The organism is Mucilaginibacter panaciglaebae (genome assembly GCF_039539265.1).
Lineage (GTDB): Bacteria > Bacteroidota > Bacteroidia > Sphingobacteriales > Sphingobacteriaceae > Mucilaginibacter > Mucilaginibacter panaciglaebae.
In genome coordinates this window covers 30,990-47,946 of sequence record NZ_BAABCV010000009.1, presented here as the reverse complement: position 1 = coordinate 47,946, position 16,957 = coordinate 30,990, and the positions used below count along the sequence as shown (strand labels likewise).

Annotated in this window: 14 protein-coding genes; 8 read left to right on the top strand and 6 right to left on the bottom strand. The window is 43.3% G+C overall.

Annotated elements, in window-relative coordinates; translation table 11 throughout:
- Positions 1 to 21 precede the first annotated feature (21 nt).
- Positions 22 to 1,413 (bottom strand): NHL repeat-containing protein, encoded by a 1,392-nt coding sequence (locus tag ABD772_RS13040; protein ID WP_345105117.1) that lies wholly within the window; start codon positions 1,411 to 1,413, stop codon positions 22 to 24.
- Positions 1,414 to 1,725: 312 nt separating this feature from the next.
- Between ABD772_RS13040 and ABD772_RS13035 the strand changes: the two genes are divergently transcribed.
- Complete coding sequence (locus ABD772_RS13035; RefSeq protein ID WP_345105115.1) at positions 1,726 to 2,187, top strand: DUF4920 domain-containing protein; 462 nt, start codon at positions 1,726 to 1,728, stop codon at positions 2,185 to 2,187.
- Positions 2,188 to 2,271: 84 nt separating this feature from the next.
- Here ABD772_RS13035 and carB read toward each other — a convergent pair whose 3' ends face one another.
- From carB to panC, 4 genes are all read right to left on the bottom strand, one after another.
- On the bottom strand, positions 2,272 to 5,091 hold the full coding sequence (carB, locus tag ABD772_RS13030; protein ID WP_345105113.1) for a carbamoyl-phosphate synthase large subunit: 2,820 nt from the start codon (positions 5,089 to 5,091) through the stop codon (positions 2,272 to 2,274).
- Positions 5,092 to 5,448: 357 nt separating this feature from the next.
- Positions 5,449 to 6,105, bottom strand: a complete 657-nt coding sequence (locus tag ABD772_RS13025) for a DUF4397 domain-containing protein (protein WP_345105111.1) — start codon at positions 6,103 to 6,105, stop codon at positions 5,449 to 5,451.
- A gap of 155 nt (positions 6,106 to 6,260) precedes the next feature.
- Positions 6,261 to 6,611 carry an aspartate 1-decarboxylase gene (gene panD / locus ABD772_RS13020; protein WP_345105108.1) on the bottom strand — a complete coding sequence of 117 codons (351 nt, stop codon included), beginning with the start codon at positions 6,609 to 6,611 and terminating at the stop codon, positions 6,261 to 6,263.
- A gap of 111 nt (positions 6,612 to 6,722) precedes the next feature.
- Positions 6,723 to 7,562 carry a pantoate--beta-alanine ligase gene (gene panC, locus ABD772_RS13015; RefSeq protein ID WP_345105106.1) on the bottom strand — a complete coding sequence of 280 codons (840 nt, stop codon included), beginning with the start codon at positions 7,560 to 7,562 and terminating at the stop codon, positions 6,723 to 6,725.
- A gap of 150 nt (positions 7,563 to 7,712) precedes the next feature.
- Between panC and ABD772_RS13010 the strand changes: the two genes are divergently transcribed.
- From ABD772_RS13010 to ABD772_RS12990, 5 genes are all read left to right on the top strand, one after another.
- Positions 7,713 to 8,537 (top strand): glycogen/starch synthase, encoded by an 825-nt coding sequence (locus ABD772_RS13010; protein ID WP_345105104.1) that lies wholly within the window; start codon positions 7,713 to 7,715, stop codon positions 8,535 to 8,537.
- Between the two features lie 19 nt (positions 8,538 to 8,556).
- Positions 8,557 to 9,939, top strand: a complete 1,383-nt coding sequence (locus ABD772_RS13005) for a DUF4270 family protein (RefSeq protein ID WP_345105101.1) — start codon at positions 8,557 to 8,559, stop codon at positions 9,937 to 9,939.
- 126 nt (positions 9,940 to 10,065) lie between these two features.
- Positions 10,066 to 11,901: a glutamine--fructose-6-phosphate transaminase (isomerizing) gene (gene glmS, locus ABD772_RS13000; RefSeq protein ID WP_345105099.1), complete on the top strand. Its 1,836-nt coding sequence runs from the start codon at positions 10,066 to 10,068 to the stop codon at positions 11,899 to 11,901.
- Between the two features lie 192 nt (positions 11,902 to 12,093).
- Complete coding sequence (locus ABD772_RS12995) at positions 12,094 to 13,029, top strand: hydrogen peroxide-inducible genes activator (RefSeq protein WP_345105096.1); 936 nt, start codon at positions 12,094 to 12,096, stop codon at positions 13,027 to 13,029.
- Between the two features lie 75 nt (positions 13,030 to 13,104).
- Positions 13,105 to 14,235, top strand: coding sequence for an acyltransferase family protein (locus ABD772_RS12990; protein WP_345105093.1), 1,131 nt, complete (start codon positions 13,105 to 13,107; stop codon positions 14,233 to 14,235).
- Positions 14,236 to 14,366: 131 nt separating this feature from the next.
- On the opposite strand, the gene ABD772_RS12985 is transcribed toward ABD772_RS12990, so the two are convergent.
- Positions 14,367 to 14,738, bottom strand: a complete 372-nt coding sequence (locus ABD772_RS12985; RefSeq protein WP_345105090.1) for a hypothetical protein — start codon at positions 14,736 to 14,738, stop codon at positions 14,367 to 14,369.
- Between the two features lie 316 nt (positions 14,739 to 15,054).
- Between ABD772_RS12985 and ABD772_RS12980 the strand changes: the two genes are divergently transcribed.
- Together ABD772_RS12980 and ABD772_RS12975 are read left to right on the top strand one after the other, a co-directional pair.
- The gene (locus ABD772_RS12980; protein ID WP_345105087.1) at positions 15,055 to 15,900 is read left to right on the top strand and encodes a phosphoribosyltransferase; all 846 of its coding nucleotides are present in this window, start codon (positions 15,055 to 15,057) and stop codon (positions 15,898 to 15,900) included.
- Positions 15,890 to 16,792 (top strand): DNA-processing protein DprA, encoded by a 903-nt coding sequence (locus ABD772_RS12975; RefSeq protein ID WP_345105084.1) that lies wholly within the window; start codon positions 15,890 to 15,892, stop codon positions 16,790 to 16,792. The genes ABD772_RS12980 and ABD772_RS12975 overlap by 11 nt, the downstream gene beginning before the upstream one ends.
- Positions 16,793 to 16,957 lie beyond the last annotated feature (165 nt).

Below are 16,957 nucleotides of genomic sequence, written 5' to 3'. Positions count from 1 at the left end.
GGTTGGGAGGCGCAGCAGGCTTTATTGCACTGCTACTGTAACCTTGCGGATAACGTTATTGTTATAATCGGCGACATATAAATTGCCCTGGCCGTCGATAGCTATAGATTGCGGGTTACTAAAACGTGCTGCAGCACCTACGCCGTCCTGCAACCCGGTGGTACCAGAAGCTCCTGCAAGTACATACAATACTTTTTGATTGGTAATTTCAAGGATACGCCCATTACTATCAACAATAAACATATTGCCTTGTGCATCTATAGCAAGGCTTGACGGGTTACCTATAAGGTCGGGGTAATTTAACCCGCCTGCATATGTAGTAACATTACCTGCTGCAGTAACCTTACGGATAGCCTTGTTTTTATAGTCGGCTACATAAATATTGCCGGCGTTATCCATAGCCAATGCTACCGGATAGTTAAATATTGCAGTCGAAGCATCGCCGTCCAGATATCCCGGAACAGTTATTTGCGAATAACCACCTTTAGCTTCATAACCAACAAATTTGCTGACAATACCGGAAGACGTTATCTTACGGATAAGGTTGTTAGTGCGATCTGCCACGTAAACATTACCTGACGGGTCCACAACAGTAGCGGTTGGATTATAAAATTCAGCCTTGGCAGCATCGCCATTTACATAGCCTGAAATAGTGTTGCCGGCAATGGTGCTTACCGTACCGGTAGTTGATATTTTACGAATAATGTTATTTCCTAAATCGGCCACATAGGCGTTGCCCTGAGCGTCAAAAGACATGCCGCGCGGACCATAGAAACTTGCTGCGCTTAGTGCTCCGTCAGCATAACCAATTGGCGATACATTGATAGTAGCCGTGGCACCACCTGTAGTAATTGTTCTGATAGCGTTGTTGTAGGTATCGCTAACATATAATAAACTATTCAGCGGGTTATAAGTGATATTTTGCGGGCCGTTAAATAGCGCGCCGGTTCCGGTCCCTTCGGCATACCCCCCGGTTCCTGAAACGCTGCCGGCAAATGTTACAACCGTACCTGTCGGAACAGCGTTGTTAGATGGCATAGTAATTGTTAAAACGTCGCTGTAGCCGGTGCCGGCATCATTTGTCGCATAAGCTCTGAAATAATAAGTGCTGCCGGGGTTTAAGCCGGTAAGGTTTACTTCCCAACGGCCACCAACGGTATCGGTTACTTTGATGTCAGCGATAGTGGGTGTTTTATTGGCAGGGCTAAAGCAGATACCGTTCTCATTAATGATGTTAGCCGCTGTGCCACGGCCGGCAACCGTAATAGTGGTTGATGTTAGTCCCCGCACAATAGGATTTATTTCTACTGTAGGTACCGCCAGCGTCGCTTTATCCTTACTACATCCGGTAATTGTTGCTATAGCAGCAATAAAAAGAAAAATTAAAAAAGAGCCTTGTAGCGTTTTTTTCATGTGTGTAATATTCTGTGTTACGTCTGTTCGTCCTATCCTACTGCCGGGCATTACCGATGTCAAAACTTACGCAGTTGCAAAGATAGTTTATTACGGCTTTAAAACTAATCTGTTATTTAGCGACAGCCAACTGAACGAATATTTTCTAAATATAATTTCATTAGCGCTTATTTGATTAACCGGCAGGGTAAACCATACGCTTTTTAACAATTATTAACATAATACAGCCTAAAACGCCCTGCGATGCGTTATTAGTGTGGCGTTTTAAAACCAAGCTTTTAAAATCTTGTTCATTAAACAAATACTGCCGTTATGAAATACCGCTTTTTGCTTGTCGTCCTGTTTTTTTCTGTAAGTGCTTATGCCCAACATGTTGCATTACCGCATGGAACCGTTTTTGGCAGCAAACCCTTGGCCACAGAAGTTATTGAAGCTACCCGCTTAGAGACATACATGGCAAAGAAAACCAGAATTAACGTTACAATCCGCGGGCGGGTGACTAAAGTAATTAAAGCAAAAGGTGGATGGTTTGATATTGATGCCGGCGGCGGTAAGCGTATAGCCGCTCATTTTAAAAACTACGGGATCACTATCCCCGTAAACCTTAAAGGTAAAACCATCATTGCTGAGGGCGTGGCTGCAAAACAGTTTTTGGCGGACGATCTTCAACACTTTGCGGGCGATACCGTATCTGGCAAAAAACAGCATACGGTAAGGACAAATCCTAAAAAAAGATTGACGTTTGAGGTTAAGGGATTGGTAGTGGACAAATAGCTTAAAGCAGAAGCTAAGCTAAAAGCCTCAAATGAAAAAGACCAAAACAACTTTGTTTTGGTCTTTTAGCTTTCAGCTTTTCGCTTATTTACTCAAGTACATTGACTTTTCTTTGTATAAGTGTCTGAAATATGGGTCTTCCAGATCGGGGATGAAGCGGATAGCTTCGCCGGTTGATTTCATTTCAGGCCCCAGTTCCTTGTTTACGTCAGGGAATTTATCGAAAGAGAACACCGGTTCTTTAATGGCGTAGCCTTTTGGCTTGCGCACGATGTTAAAGTCTTTCAGTTTATTCACGCCCAGCATTACTTTCGCAGCAATGTTGATGTAAGGCACATCGTATGCTTTGGCGATGAACGGCACTGTACGCGACGCACGCGGGTTAGCCTCGATGACATAAACATCTTCATTTTTGATAGCAAACTGAATGTTCAGCAAGCCACTTACGTTTAATGCCCTGGCAATTTTGCCGGTGTACTCTTCCATCTTTTCGATCACGTTTTCTGACAGATCAAATGGTGGCAATACTGAATAGGAATCGCCCGAGTGGATGCCGGCCGGCTCAATGTGTTCCATTAAACCAATAATGTGTACATCCTCGCCATCGCAAATGGAGTCAGACTCGGCCTCAGATGCCCGATCAAGGAAATGGTCGATCAACACGCGGTTACCCGGTAGATTTTTTAGCAGGCTTACTACGGCTTTCTCCAGGTCCTCATCATTAATCACAATGCTCATACCTTGCCCGCCCAATACGTAACTTGGGCGCACCAGTACCGGATAACCTACCTGGTTTGCCACAACCAGCGCTTCTTCTGCACTTTCGGCAACGCCATATTTTGGATACGGAATTCCCAGCTCTTTTAACAGATCAGAAAAACGTCCTCTGTCTTCGGCAATATCCATATTATCGAATGATGTGCCGATGATACGTATGCCGTGCTCGTGCATTTTCTCGGCCATCTTCAGGGCGGTTTGTCCACCCAACTGCACAATCACCCCGTAAGGTTTTTCCAGCTCGATGATCTCGCGAACGTGCTCCCAGAATACCGGCTCAAAGTACAGTTTGTCGGCCATGTTAAAGTCGGTTGATACGGTCTCAGGATTACAGTTAACCATGATGGCTTCAAAGCCCGATTCTTTAGCGGCCAGTAAGCCGTGTACACAGCTATAGTCAAACTCAATACCCTGACCAATACGGTTGGGGCCAGAGCCTAGTACAATGATCTTTTTCTTGTCTGATACTATCGACTCATTCTCACCTTCGTAAGTTGAATAGTAGTAAGGGGTTTTAGCAGGGAACTCGGCCGCGCAGGTATCAACCATTTTGTAAACGCGTTTTATGCCAAGCTCTTTTCGTTTCTGATAAACATCCTCCTCGGTAGTATCATTATGCAAAATGTAAGCAATCTGGGCGTCAGAGAAACCTTTTTGTTTCAGCGTATATAAGAAATCCTCAGGGATGTTATTGATCGAATATCTGCGTAATTCGTTTTCCAGGTTTACAATGTCCTGTATCTGGTTCAGAAACCAGCGATCAATTTTAGTTGCCTTGCGGATAGACTCCATCGGCACACCTAAGCTCATGGCATCATAAATATGGAACAATCTATCCCAGCTTGGATGCTCCAGACTGTGCATGATCTCGTCAAGGTTACGGCTTTGTTTGCCATCGGCACCTAAACCGGCACGGCCAATTTCCAAACTCTGACAGGCTTTTTGCAACGCCTCGATAAAGCTGCGGCCAATGCCCATCACCTCACCTACAGATTTCATTTGCAGACCTAACTCGCGGTTAGCGCCTTTAAATTTGTCAAAGTTCCAGCGTGGTATTTTAACAATCACGTAATCCAGCGTTGGCTCAAAATATGCCGATGTGGTTTTGGTGATCTGATTTTCAATTTCGTCAAGGTTATAACCTATGGCCAGTTTAGCCGCAATTTTAGCGATGGGGTAACCGGTAGCTTTTGATGCCAGTGCCGATGAACGCGATACACGCGGATTGATCTCAATAGCGATGATATCCTCATTTTCCGGGTTAACCGAAAACTGCACGTTACAACCACCTGCAAAATTACCAATGGCTCGCATCATCTTAATAGCCTGGTTGCGCATTTCCTGGTAACAACGATCGCTTAAGGTCATGGCAGGCGCCACGGTTATTGAGTCGCCGGTATGGATACCCATCGGGTCAAAGTTTTCGATAGAGCAGATAATGATCACGTTATCATTACTATCGCGCAGCAACTCCAGCTCATATTCTTTCCAGCCTAAAACAGCTTGCTCTACCAAAACCTCGTGGGTTGGCGATGCTTGCAAACCGCGGCTTAAGGCTGCGTCAAAATCTTCTTTTTTATGTACAAAGCCCGCGCCTTTACCACCTAATGTATAGCTTGGACGAATAACCAGCGGGAAACCAATTTCCTGCGCAGCTTCTTTACCTTCAAGGAAGGAGTTGGCAATTTTCGACTTAGCCACTCCTACGCCAATGTCAACCATTAACCGGCGGAACTCTTCGCGGTTTTCGGTTTTCTCGATGGCAGCTATATCCACACCTATGATACGTACATCATATTTTTTCCAAAGTCCGCGCTCGTCCGCTTCAATACAAAGGTTTAACGCAGTCTGGCCACCCATAGTAGGCAATACAGCGTCAATTTTTTGCTCGGTTAAAATCTGTTCAATGCTTTCGCAGGTAAGCGGCAACAGATATACGTGATCAGCAATAACATTATCTGTCATGATAGTTGCCGGGTTACTGTTGATAATAGATACCGTAATACCTTCGTCTTTTAGCGACAAAGATGCTTGCGAACCGGCATAATCAAACTCGCAGGCCTGACCAATAATAATAGGACCAGAACCGATAATCAGGATGTGTTTAATGGAGGTGTCTTTTGGCATAGTTTTTTTAAGTCTTGAGTCTTGAGCCCAAAGTCTTGAGTTCTGAGTTTTAAGTCTTGGGTCTTGAGCCTTGAGCCTGCCCAGGTAACTGATTATATGGGCTGTTGACTACTGACTATCGACTTTGGACTATCGGCTACCGACTATCGACTATGAACTGTAAATACTATGCGCTGTTAGCAGGTTTTTCCGACCCCAGCGTCGGGGTGCAAAGATAGAATTAATATAGCTATTTTTTGCGCTTTTTTTCAAAAAGTGTGTTTGGTTTTAAAAAGCTTATTCTCCATGTTGTCAAAAATAAAGATGCCTGGTGATCGGGTTGATCACCAGGCATCTTTCATACGGGGCTTTAATAAGTTAAAAATAATTTTGAATAAAAGCGTGAGCATGCAAATCCTCAACAGAATCAGCTGCCATCCAAACCGTGTAGATCTTACCTGCCTGCGGATTAATATCAATAGTTAAAGGGTCTTTAACAGAAACGGCAGTGGCCGTAAATTTGGTACCCGGATCAACGTCAAAATATTGAGACGCTGTTGCAAACACCAGCGATTGAAACAAGTTGCTGCCGCCGGCAATATCCATTTTGAATGAGGTTTGCGAATAATTGTCCAAATTTACAAAGCGCACCCTGGCTTTTCCTGTAGGGGGTGCGGTCATATTGTCTTTTATACCTCCGGCAACTAAAACATGATCGAAATCCTGGAAAAAGAAAACGGTTGAATATTCGCCTATAGTTGTGCCGTAACTAAACAAAATGTTGGCATCGGTAGTGCCGGTATTGCTTAGGCCGATATTGCTAAGGCCTGCAGTATAATCAATATATGGTGATTGACTGCCTTCGCTCAGTTTACCACCGTAAACCAACGAACCGTTAACATAAACATCCTGGGTATAAGAATTTGAAATGGCATTTACAAACCGTACGTGCGTAGTGCCGGTTACTTCATTCTTCTTTTTAACACAAGCGCTAAATACAATGGCGCTTAAACAAACAAAAAGTAGCTTTTTCATCATATGTCTATTAATAGATGGCCGATTAATAAATTGGTCTGCAGCCAAAACGCTAAATTATGGATTAAATTATTCACCCGAAATTATTTAACAGCCCTTAACAATTAAGGCCATCTAAATATTATTATAGCATATTAGCTATTAAAGAGTTACGCTTACTTTAAAAGCTTATTATCAGGGTCGGGGAAAACCAATAAAGGCTGATAATTACGCGCCTCGTCCATATCCATGTGGGCATAGGACATAATGATCACAATGTCGCCCACCTGCGCTAACCTTGCGGCGGCGCCATTTAAGCATACAGTACCGCTGCCGCGCTCGCCTTTAATTACATAGGTTTCAAAACGGGCACCATTGTTATTGTTTACAATATTCACCTTCTCGTTGGCAATTATGTTTGCCGCATCCATCAAATCTTCATCAATAGTTATACTACCAACGTAGTTTAACTCGGCCTGGGTAACCCGGGCTCTGTGAATCTTTGATTTTAATACTTCAATAATCATGGTGCAAAATTAGTGGTTTTAGTTATTAAAGAGCAAAGATTGAAGATTAGTTGACTTTGCGATGGTAAACGCTACTCAGCAAAAGCAGGCCTGATGTTTACACTTCAACCACTAGTCTTTAATAATCACGTTATCAATCAACCGGGTTTTCCCAACCGTTGCGGCTACCAGGGCAACTACTTTCTTAGTATTTTTATTGGCAGCCAGCAGCGTTTCGGCATCTGCTATTTCAAAATAAGCAGGTGTAACACCCGGCTCCGCAGCTATATCAGCTTCGGCATGTTGCTTTAGTTGATCTATTTTTTCGGGGTCGAAGCTTTGTTTTATCTTATTTAGAGTCCGTGAAAGGATAAGCGCGTGCCTGCGATCGTCTGCAGTTAAGTGAATATTCCGCGAACTCATGGCAAGGCCATCCATCTCGCGGGCTATGGGGCACATCACCAGCTTAACAGGCAGGTTTAATACATCAACCATCCGGTTAATCACCAAAAACTGCTGATAATCCTTTTGTCCAAATAAAGCTATGTCCGGCTTAACAATATCAAATAATTTATACACCACCTGGGTAACACCCTGGTAGTGTCCCGGCCTGAATTTCCCTTCCAATAACTCCTCAAGCCCACCGATCTCTAAATGCCATTTTTCATTGCCGGCATACATTTCAGCAACTTCAGGATTAAACAAGACATCGCAGTTAACTGCTTCCAGTTTTTTAATATCGTCCTGTATAGGGCGTGGATATATCTCCAGGTCTTTAGGATCATTAAACTGCGTGGGGTTGACAAAAATGCTGCACACCACAACGTCCCCTAATTGCTTTGCCTGCTCTATCAGCGACAAATGCCCCAGGTGCAGGGCGCCCATGGTAGGCACAAAGGTTATAACAGCGCCGGCGGCTTTTAAACCTGCCAGATATTGCTGCAGATCGGCCCTTTTTTTGAAGTTTTTCAATATTATAGATTACAAAAGTGGGCGAAGTTGCATAAATGATATAAAAATACCAAAACTACTTGCATAATTGATTGATAGTTCATATATAATGCTTATATTTGCAAACTCAAATTTTTTGAGGTGTTACATAATTTAAATTCTGATTTGGAGATGAGTAAATCTAAGCTTTTGTTTATAACTCATGAAATGTCACCTTTCCTTGAACTCTCTAAAATTTCTGAAATAACACGTCAGCTGCCGCAGGCGATGCAGGAAAAAGGCTACGAAATACGTATCCTGATGCCCCGTTTCGGAAATATTAATGAGCGCAGGAACAGGCTTCATGAAGTGATCAGGCTATCGGGCATGAATATTATTATTAATGATAACGATAATCCGCTGATCATAAAAGTTGCATCTATCCCGGCTGCACGTATGCAGGTTTATTTTCTGGATAATGAAGAGTATTTCCAGCGCAAGCATGTATTTGAGGATAAGGATGGCAAATTCTACGCTGATAACGATGAGCGTATGATCTTCTTTTGCAAAGGGGCATTAGAAACGGTAAAGAAATTGGGTTGGGCGCCAGACATTATTCACTGTCACGGCTGGATGAGCGCATTAGTGCCTGCTTATTTAAAAACCACCTATAAAGACGACCCTACTTTTAAGCATTCAAAAATAGTTTACTCTATTTATGAAAATGACTTTAAAGATGCGTTAAATGCTGATTTTTCTCAAAAAGCGGTTATGGGTAACATGACCGAAAAACATACTGCACCTTATAAAGCCGGCACTAATACTGCTTTATACGAAGGCGCTATTCAATACAGCGATGCTATTGTACTCGCAGGTGAGAATATCGACGGGGATGTGTTAAATAATGTTAAAAACAGCCAAAAATCGGTTCTGGAATTTAATTCTACCGCAGATTTCGAAAATTATTACAATTTTTACGACGAAATTGCCACCGAAGAGCTGGCGAACGTTGTATAAGCATTGAGAGATCGATAATATGAAATTTATAAGACTAGACTTATTAACGCTGTTGATAAGTCTTTTTATTTTGAATGGGTGCAAAAATCAGGACACGATTGGTTTAGGTGTTATTTCGTCTAACCAAATTCAAGGTAACCTCGTAGACACGTCAACCATTGTAGTTAATACTATCCGCGAAGACAGCATAGTCACTAACGGGCTTTCGCAAACCCCGCTGGGTTATTTCAAAGACCCGGTATTCGGCACAACCGAGTCAAATCTGGTTATGGACCTTAACCTGCCCGGCAGAGACGCCTATACTTTACCTTATGGTACTTTTGACCTTGACTCGGCAGTTTTAGTATTACGTTATTCGCCTAATGCATTCTTTGGCGATTCTATCGCATCAAGATACAAAGCCAATGTTTACCAGCTTGGCGAACGCATGTATGCCAGCCAAAACTATTACAGCAGTAAAACCTGGGCAGTTGACAAATCTACTTTACTGGGCACCAAATCGTTTTTCTCAAGAACGGCCGACAGTATTAAGATAGTTAACCCGGTTGCCGGCGGCCCTGATACTGCGGTTAAGTCTCCGCCCCAGTTGCGTATACCTATCAGCACCGCTTTTGTAAATAAAATACTTTTTAACGCGCCTTCTGTGCAACTGGGCTCAAATTTGGTATTCAGAAACAATGTTAAAGGTTTATATGTTACTTTAGCTCAGGATCAGTCTGGCCCCGGTGGAACATTTATGTTTAATTTAGATTCGGCAGCAGCTATACAAATTTATTACAGAAACACTAACGGAACGGTCATTGACACAGGGATATTAACTTTGCCAAGCACCATGCACGCGGCCGAAATTAAACATGTTCATTCTGCTACCATAAACGCTGCACTCGCCGATAAAAGTAACAGCAAAACATTTTATTTACAGAGCTTAGGCGGGTTAAAAAGCCGCATAAGTTTTCCATACCTTAAAAATATCCTAAAAACTGTTGGCAGCGATGTGATTGTTAACCGCGCCGAATTGGTTGTTACTGCTGCACCAGGCTCAACTATACCTTTTGCACCGTTACCTAAATTGGGTATCTACCGCTGGGACATAGCCCATACGCCTATACTTATACAAGACCAGGCCCAGCGCGACCCACGTTATTTTGACGCAGCTACTTCTGCAGGTTTTTATATAAAACAACAGCAAAGCTATCATTTCCTCATCACCGGCTATGTTGAGGATCTGCTACGCGGAGTAACTAATGATTATGGTATGTTTATAGCGCCGATAGTGCCTACAAATTCGATATCTGTTACACCAACCGCACAGGTTGACGGGCGAACTATAGCCGTAGGCTATGATACATCATCCCCTTACCGGATTAAACTTAACTTGTTTTATACTAAGGTTGTTAGATAATAACAACTATCCCCTATACATTTACAATTAAACGCAATTAGTGTCAAACTGGCCCTGATTGCGTTTGTTATTATCGTACAGCTGCTTATTTTTGTTAAACATTAATCAACAACAACAATCATCCTTATGTGTGGAATTGTAGGCTACATTGGCTATAGAGACGCTTATCCAATTATTATAAAAGGGCTTCATCGCCTTGAATATCGGGGTTATGACAGCGCAGGCATTGCCTTATATGATAAAGACCTTAAAGTTTATAAAAAAGCCGGGAAGGTAAGCGACCTTGAAAATTTTGTAAAAGACGTTAGCCTGAAAGGCACTGTAGGCATGGGGCATACGCGCTGGGCTACACACGGTGCGCCAAGCGACAGAAACTCACACCCACATTCATCGGGCGACCGCAAGCTTACCATTATCCACAACGGCATTATTGAGAACTACGCCAATATTAAGGAAACGCTCTTAGCAAAAGGGCACACTTTTAAAAGCGATACTGATACAGAGGTGTTAATTCACCTGGTCGAAGATATTCAAGAAGAAACCGGCCTTGATCTGTATGAAGCAGTAAGGATCACCTTAAATAAAGTTATCGGCGCTTACGCTATCGTAATTATGAGTGCCGATGAACCCGATGTATTGATTGCCGCACGCAAAGGCAGCCCAATGGTTATTGGTGTTGGCAAAGGCGAATACTTTATAGCGTCTGACGCTACCCCGATAGTAGAGTACACCAAAAATGTTATTTACTTAAATGATAACGAGATTGCCCAGGTAAAACGAGACGATCTGCTGATCAAGCATATCGACAATACCATACAAACACCCTACATTCACGAACTGGACATGAAGCTGGAAGCCCTTGAAAAAGGCGGCTATGATCACTTCATGCTCAAAGAGATCTATGAGCAGGCCCGTTCTATCCGCGACTGTCTACGTGGCCGCATCTATCCCGACCAGGGGAAAGTTCAGCTTGGCGGCGTGAAAGAATATGCCGACAAGTTGAGAAATATCGACCGTATAATTATTGTGGCTTGTGGTACCTCATGGCATGCAGGCCTGGTTGGCGAATACCTGATCGAAGAATATGGCCGGGTACCGGTTGAGGTTGAATACGCCTCTGAGTTCAGGTATCGCAACCCCATCATTACCGAACAGGATATTGTTATCGCCATTTCGCAATCGGGCGAAACGGCCGATACTATGGCTGCTTTAGAAATTGCCAAAGAGCGCGGCGCAACTATATTCGGTATTTGTAACGTTGTTGGGGCGTCTATACCCCGTATTACTGATGCCGGAGTTTACACCCACGCAGGGCCGGAGATCGGCGTAGCATCAACCAAAGCATTTACTGCTCAGGTAACCGTTTTGACGCTGATTGCATTCTATATAGCCCAGCAACGCGGTACACTAACGCAAAGCAAATTAATTGAATACCTGACGGAATTGAACGAAATACCAACCCTGGTTGAACGCACCCTGCAGTGCAATGATCGGGTCGAAGAAATTGCTGCCCGTTTTAAAGATTCAAACAACTGTTTGTTCCTGGGGAGGGGAAGTTCATTCCCTGTGGCCTTAGAGGGCGCTTTAAAGCTCAAGGAAATATCGTACGTGCATGCAGAGGGTTATCCGGCAGCCGAAATGAAGCATGGCCCTATCGCCTTAATTGATGCCGAATTGCCGGTAGTTTTTATTGCCACAAAAAACTCATCTTACGAAAAAGTGGTGAGCAACATCCAGGAAGTAAAAGCCCGCGGCGGACACGTTATTGCTATTGTTACCGAAGGCGATACCCAGGTAAGAGAGATGGCAGAATACGTGATCGAGATACCTCAAACCGACGACGCTTTTGTACCGCTGTTGGCTACCATTCCACTGCAGTTTCTGGCCTATCATATAGCCGTAATGCGGGGTTGTAATGTGGATCAGCCACGTAACCTGGCCAAATCCGTTACAGTAGAATAGATTAGTCCATGGCCGATAGGCCATAGTCCATAGTAAAAGCCGCTTAGTTTCTGAGCGGCTTTTTTATTCGTCCGTTCCCGCAGCGGATGCTTGGGCTAACTAATGGACTATCGGCCATCGCCTATGGACCATCCTACCTATCGACTACACAAATAAATTCCCTATCTTAGTATAGAATCCATCTATACACCCATGACGATCGTCCAATTAGAATACCTGGTAGCTATCGACACCTATCGCAGCTTTGTAGCTGCCGCCGAAAAATGCTTTGTAACGCAGCCTACCCTGAGCATGCAGATACAAAAGCTGGAAGAAACCCTCGGTGTAAAACTATTCGATCGCTCTAAACAACCGGTAACGCCAACGGAGATAGGCGCCGATATCATCAACCAGGCCCGAATATTGCTGGCCGAGAGCGAAAAGATCAAAGAGATCATATCCGACCGCCAAAAGGAGCTTTCCGGCGAACTGAAAGTGGGGATCATTCCAACGGTGTCGCCCTATATTCTACCTAAAATACTGAGCGGCTTTATCCAGAAATATCCCCAGGTAAAACTGATTGTGTGGGAGCAAACTACCGAGCAGATCATCCAGCAACTAAAACTGGGAATGATAGACTGCGGCATTCTATCCACCCCATTGCACGAAAACTCACTGACCGAGATACCCGTATTTTACGAAAACTTTGTGGCCTATGCCTCTAAGCACAGCAAGCTTTACAAAAAGAAAAGTATTACGCCCGACGACATCGATATGGAAGAGATCTGGGTACTTAACGAGGGCCACTGTATGCGCGAGCAGGTACTGAACATTTGCCAGCGCCGCAAATCGACACAGGGGTTTCAGCATTTCGAATACAATACCGGCAGCGTAGAAACCCTGAAACGCATGGTCGACCAAAACAACGGCGCCACCATCCTGCCCGAACTGGCGCTGTCTGACCTGAGCGACAAGCAGCTCGACCGGGTGCGCTATTTCAAATCGCCCGAGCCGGCCCGCGAGGTTAGCATCGTTATCCCTCGTAACCACCTTAAACGCCGCATGATAGAAGCCCTGAAAAACGAGATCCTTGATTTTGTGCCCAAGCGCATGAAGCATAAAAAGAAAAAGGATCTAATGGAGTTTTGAGAGATAAAGCCCCTCTTGTTTTATTCGCCAATAAAACATTATCTTGTATCATCAATTCCTTAACCAATTTAAACCATGGCAGCAACAATTCAGGCTGACGACATTCAGCAAGCACCCACCCGGCTACAATCACTCGACGCCCTGCGCGGCTTTGATATGGTGTGGATCATGGGGCTTGAACCCGTAGTTAAAGAAATAGCAAAGGCCACACACTGGCCGGCCTTTGAGTGGGCGGCTATACAGCTGGATCACCCTGCCTGGAACGGCTTCCATTTTTACGACCTCATTTTCCCGCTGTTCCTGTTCATGGCCGGCGTGTCGACACCGTTTTCGGCGGGCCGCGCTTTGGAGCGCGGCACCCCGCGCAATAAGCTGCTTTGGCGGGTTGTTAAACGCGGCATTATCCTGGTACTGTTCGGTATCATTTATAACAACGGGCTCAATATTAAACCCATTGCCGACATTCGCTTTGGTTCGGTGCTGGGCCGCATTGGTCTGGCCTATATGTTTGCCGCTATTATTTACCTGTACGCTGCCGAGCGCTGGCAGATATTCTGGTTCTGGTTTTTTATCATCGCCTATTGGCTGATACTCAAATTCCTGTCGGCACCGGGTTTTCCGGCTGGCGACCTGACCATGCCGGGCAACTTCGCCTCGTATGTCGACCGTTGTTTGCTGCCGGGTAAGCTTTACCTGGGTATACATGACCCCGAGGGGATATTTTCCACCATCCCGGCCATCAGTACCGGGCTGCTGGGCGTACTCACCGGCATCACCCTAAAAAAGACCGGCCTGAGCCAAATGAAAAAGGTGACACGCATGGCCGTAGTAGGTGTGCTGTTTTTGATACTGGCGTGGATATGGAACCTCGACTTCCCCGTTAACAAAAACCTCTGGACAAGCTCGTTCGTGCTTAATGTAGGCGGCATAAGCCTGCTACTGATGGCGCTGTTTTATTATATCATCGATGTGTTGGGTTATGTAAAATGGGCCTTCTTTTTCAAGGTCATCGGCATGAACTCGATACTCATCTACATGTCCAATCACTTTATCGACTGGGACCATACCAACAGCGCCTTCTTTAACTGGCTCTTCCAGCTCATTGGCAACCCCTTCAACCTGGTAATAGCCGCGGTGACCTACCTGGGTATCAAGTGGCTGTTTTTGTATGTCCTGTATAAGTATAAGATATTTTTGCGGGTGTAGTTTTAACTAACTTGTCATCTCGAACATAGTGAGAGATCTATACATACGCTGATCTGGCATGCCTATCCGTGTATAGATTTTTCGCTATGCTCAAGAGAATAGTTCTCGTTTACACTCGAAATGAACTGTGTTTATAATTCGCTTCCCCTTAGTCGCTTTTGCTGCGGAACAATCTGCTCAATCACCAAACTACGGCCTCCGTCGGCATCTACCCTGATGGCGCCGTGATTATTGAACACATCCGCAGCCTCCTGCGCCTGGCGGGTAGACACAGCATGGACCGTGATCACCGTGCCCTGTCGCGCCAGCGATGCATAATGACCGGCGCGGTCGGCCTCATTATACAGATGACCAAAGAAATCGGCAATACGATCTATTCCTGCCCCTCCCTCGCCGTCGGTGTGCACGTCAATGCTTTCATTATCAAACTCGTTAGCCAGCAAATAGTCGGCCGCCTGCTCGGCAAGCTTAAGGTCTGCAAAAATTCCGATTACTGTTATCATGTAGGGATAAAGGTTTGAGGGGTGGGTTTTGTTTGAAGGGGGACATTTACCGACGTGTCATTACGAGGAACGAAGCGATCTCTACACAGGACATTCGGTTATACAAAGTCTATTACCAAAAGCGGACCCTTGCGGCATCAGAGAGCTAGGTTTTGTTTGAGGACACCGATATTCATTTTGTTGAAAAAGAAATAATTGTTGAAATCTAAAACACAGGAACAAATGCCTTATATACAAACAATAAATTAAATTTAAATAATTAATTACTAACACCTAAACTATAAAACAATTTGCTAATTTTGTTAGTATTTTCAGTATGAATTTCAGTTTTAGCTCATTTCCAATTTTAGAAAACAAAATCATTACTTACGACTTAGTTCAAGGCTTGATTGAGATTTCGCCAAAAAGAATTTGCTTTAATTCCTGTCATAAGGATGCATTAAGACGAGATAAAAAATATGTGGGAAAATTCGTGGTCCCGTTTAAGGAAACTATCAAAGTTATATTTGAGCAAGAGACCGGTTTAACATTATTTTCAAGTTTCGGTAAATACTTTATGTCAATTAATACCGAAGACGATTTTAAAACTATTGAAGTTTTTGTTGAAAAATATAAAGAGACCGTTTTTTTGAGAGATAGGCTTGATTTGTCAATGGCGTTAAGCGAAAACATAACAGAAAACGACGAACTGACAACAATTGGACAACTTGAGGATAGCGCTAAATATAAAAATGATGAAAACTCTGTTACTAGGCTCTCTGAAATTTGCGCCAGTTTTATCAATAATACACCGTTTTATAACAACGCAGACTTTATTTGCGCCGTTCCGCCTAGCGATCCTTTAACAAATAATTTACCAAGAAAGGTTATAGAGCAACTTAGTAATGTTAAATGTGAAAATATATCTTTATCGGTCAATTGGGAAAGAAAAAAGCAACAGTTGAAAGAACTTGTGTTAGAACAAAAATGGGATGCATTAACGGCAGTTAACCTTTCCATAAAAAGAGATCTAAAAGATAAAAAAATCATTTTAGTTGATGATCTTTATCAGTCGGGCACGACAATGCAGTATATCGCTATGAAATTAAAAGAAGCAGGGTCTTCACACATATTTGGATTATCTTTTGTTAAAGCTAGAAACAATGGTGATTATGTTCGATGAATTAACATATTTGATTTACAAAGTTTTACGAATCAAGGGTTATGGTGCAGTAAGCATGAACAAAGCATTACTTACCTTATCTCATAATGAAGCGTTATTTTCTAATGAAGATCACTCTATAGAACCATTAAAAAAATGGATTAGAAAAGAATTTACAGATCGTTTTTTTGAGCCAGATGATGACCTAAATAAAATGTTGAATTTTGCCTGCGATAAAAAGGTGAAATTCATTAACGTTTTAAATCATCAATATCCGATTTCATTAAAGAAATCATTAACGAATAGTACGCCACCGGTATTATCTTATATAGGCAATGTCAATCTATTAAACACTTATAAAGTCGGCTTTTGTGGTTCCAGAAAAGCAAGTGAAAAGGGCTTAGAAGTGGCGAAGGATTGCGCGATTCAACTTTCTGAAAGAAAAATTGCTGTCGTTTCTGGATATGCGTCAGGCGTCGATATTCAAACACATTATTGGGCATTAAAAAGTAATGGAGCGACTATTATAGTACTCCCCGAGGGTATAAACCACTTCTATATCAAAAAGGAACTTAAAGAGGTATGGGATTGGAACAGAGTATTAATAATTAGTGAGTTTGAGCCAAATTCTATTTGGAGTACAAGCCGAGCTATGCAGCGAAATAACACAATTATTGCGCTGAGCAATGCTATGGTATTAATAGAAGCTGGCGAAAAGGGAGGAAGTATTGATGCTGGTGAAAAAGCCTTGAGAATGCATAAATATTTATTTGCGCCTATTTATGAAGGCATGCCCGAACATGCCATAGGAAACGAGATACTATTAAATAAAGGTGCCTATCCCATTAGAAAAAGCTCTAAAACAATGCGAGCTAATTTAAATCAATTATTAAAAGCCGTAGCCATAGGCTAATTGACATTGCATGTTATGCAAATAGGTTGTAAGCATTTTTTTCCATCGGTTTTAGGTGTTTAATTGCTGTACTTTATGTTCTATTTCAGCACCGACCAACCCACAATCTGCCCTATCTGCGGCGCCAGAACCGATATCACTGCTGATTTCTACCACACCGACCTA

Excerpts from the sequence above, each read along its gene's own strand:
- ABD772_RS12990 (WP_345105093.1), top strand. The coding sequence starts at position 13,105 with ATGGCAGCAACAATTCAGGCTGACGACATTCAGCAAGCACCCACCCGG.
- ABD772_RS13040 (WP_345105117.1), bottom strand. The coding sequence starts at position 1,413 with ATGAAAAAAACGCTACAAGGCTCTTTTTTAATTTTTCTTTTTATTGCT.
- ABD772_RS12975 (WP_345105084.1), top strand. The coding sequence starts at position 15,890 with ATGTTCGATGAATTAACATATTTGATTTACAAAGTTTTACGAATCAAG.
- panD (WP_345105108.1), bottom strand. The coding sequence starts at position 6,611 with ATGATTATTGAAGTATTAAAATCAAAGATTCACAGAGCCCGGGTTACC.
- glmS (WP_345105099.1), top strand. The coding sequence starts at position 10,066 with ATGTGTGGAATTGTAGGCTACATTGGCTATAGAGACGCTTATCCAATT.
- ABD772_RS12985 (WP_345105090.1), bottom strand. The coding sequence starts at position 14,738 with ATGATAACAGTAATCGGAATTTTTGCAGACCTTAAGCTTGCCGAGCAG.
- ABD772_RS12980 (WP_345105087.1), top strand. The coding sequence starts at position 15,055 with ATGAATTTCAGTTTTAGCTCATTTCCAATTTTAGAAAACAAAATCATT.
- carB (WP_345105113.1), bottom strand. The coding sequence starts at position 5,091 with ATGCCAAAAGACACCTCCATTAAACACATCCTGATTATCGGTTCTGGT.
- ABD772_RS13005 (WP_345105101.1), top strand. The coding sequence starts at position 8,557 with ATGAAATTTATAAGACTAGACTTATTAACGCTGTTGATAAGTCTTTTT.
- ABD772_RS13025 (WP_345105111.1), bottom strand. The coding sequence starts at position 6,105 with ATGAAAAAGCTACTTTTTGTTTGTTTAAGCGCCATTGTATTTAGCGCT.
- ABD772_RS13035 (WP_345105115.1), top strand. The coding sequence starts at position 1,726 with ATGAAATACCGCTTTTTGCTTGTCGTCCTGTTTTTTTCTGTAAGTGCT.
- ABD772_RS12995 (WP_345105096.1), top strand. The coding sequence starts at position 12,094 with ATGACGATCGTCCAATTAGAATACCTGGTAGCTATCGACACCTATCGC.
- ABD772_RS13010 (WP_345105104.1), top strand. The coding sequence starts at position 7,713 with ATGAGTAAATCTAAGCTTTTGTTTATAACTCATGAAATGTCACCTTTC.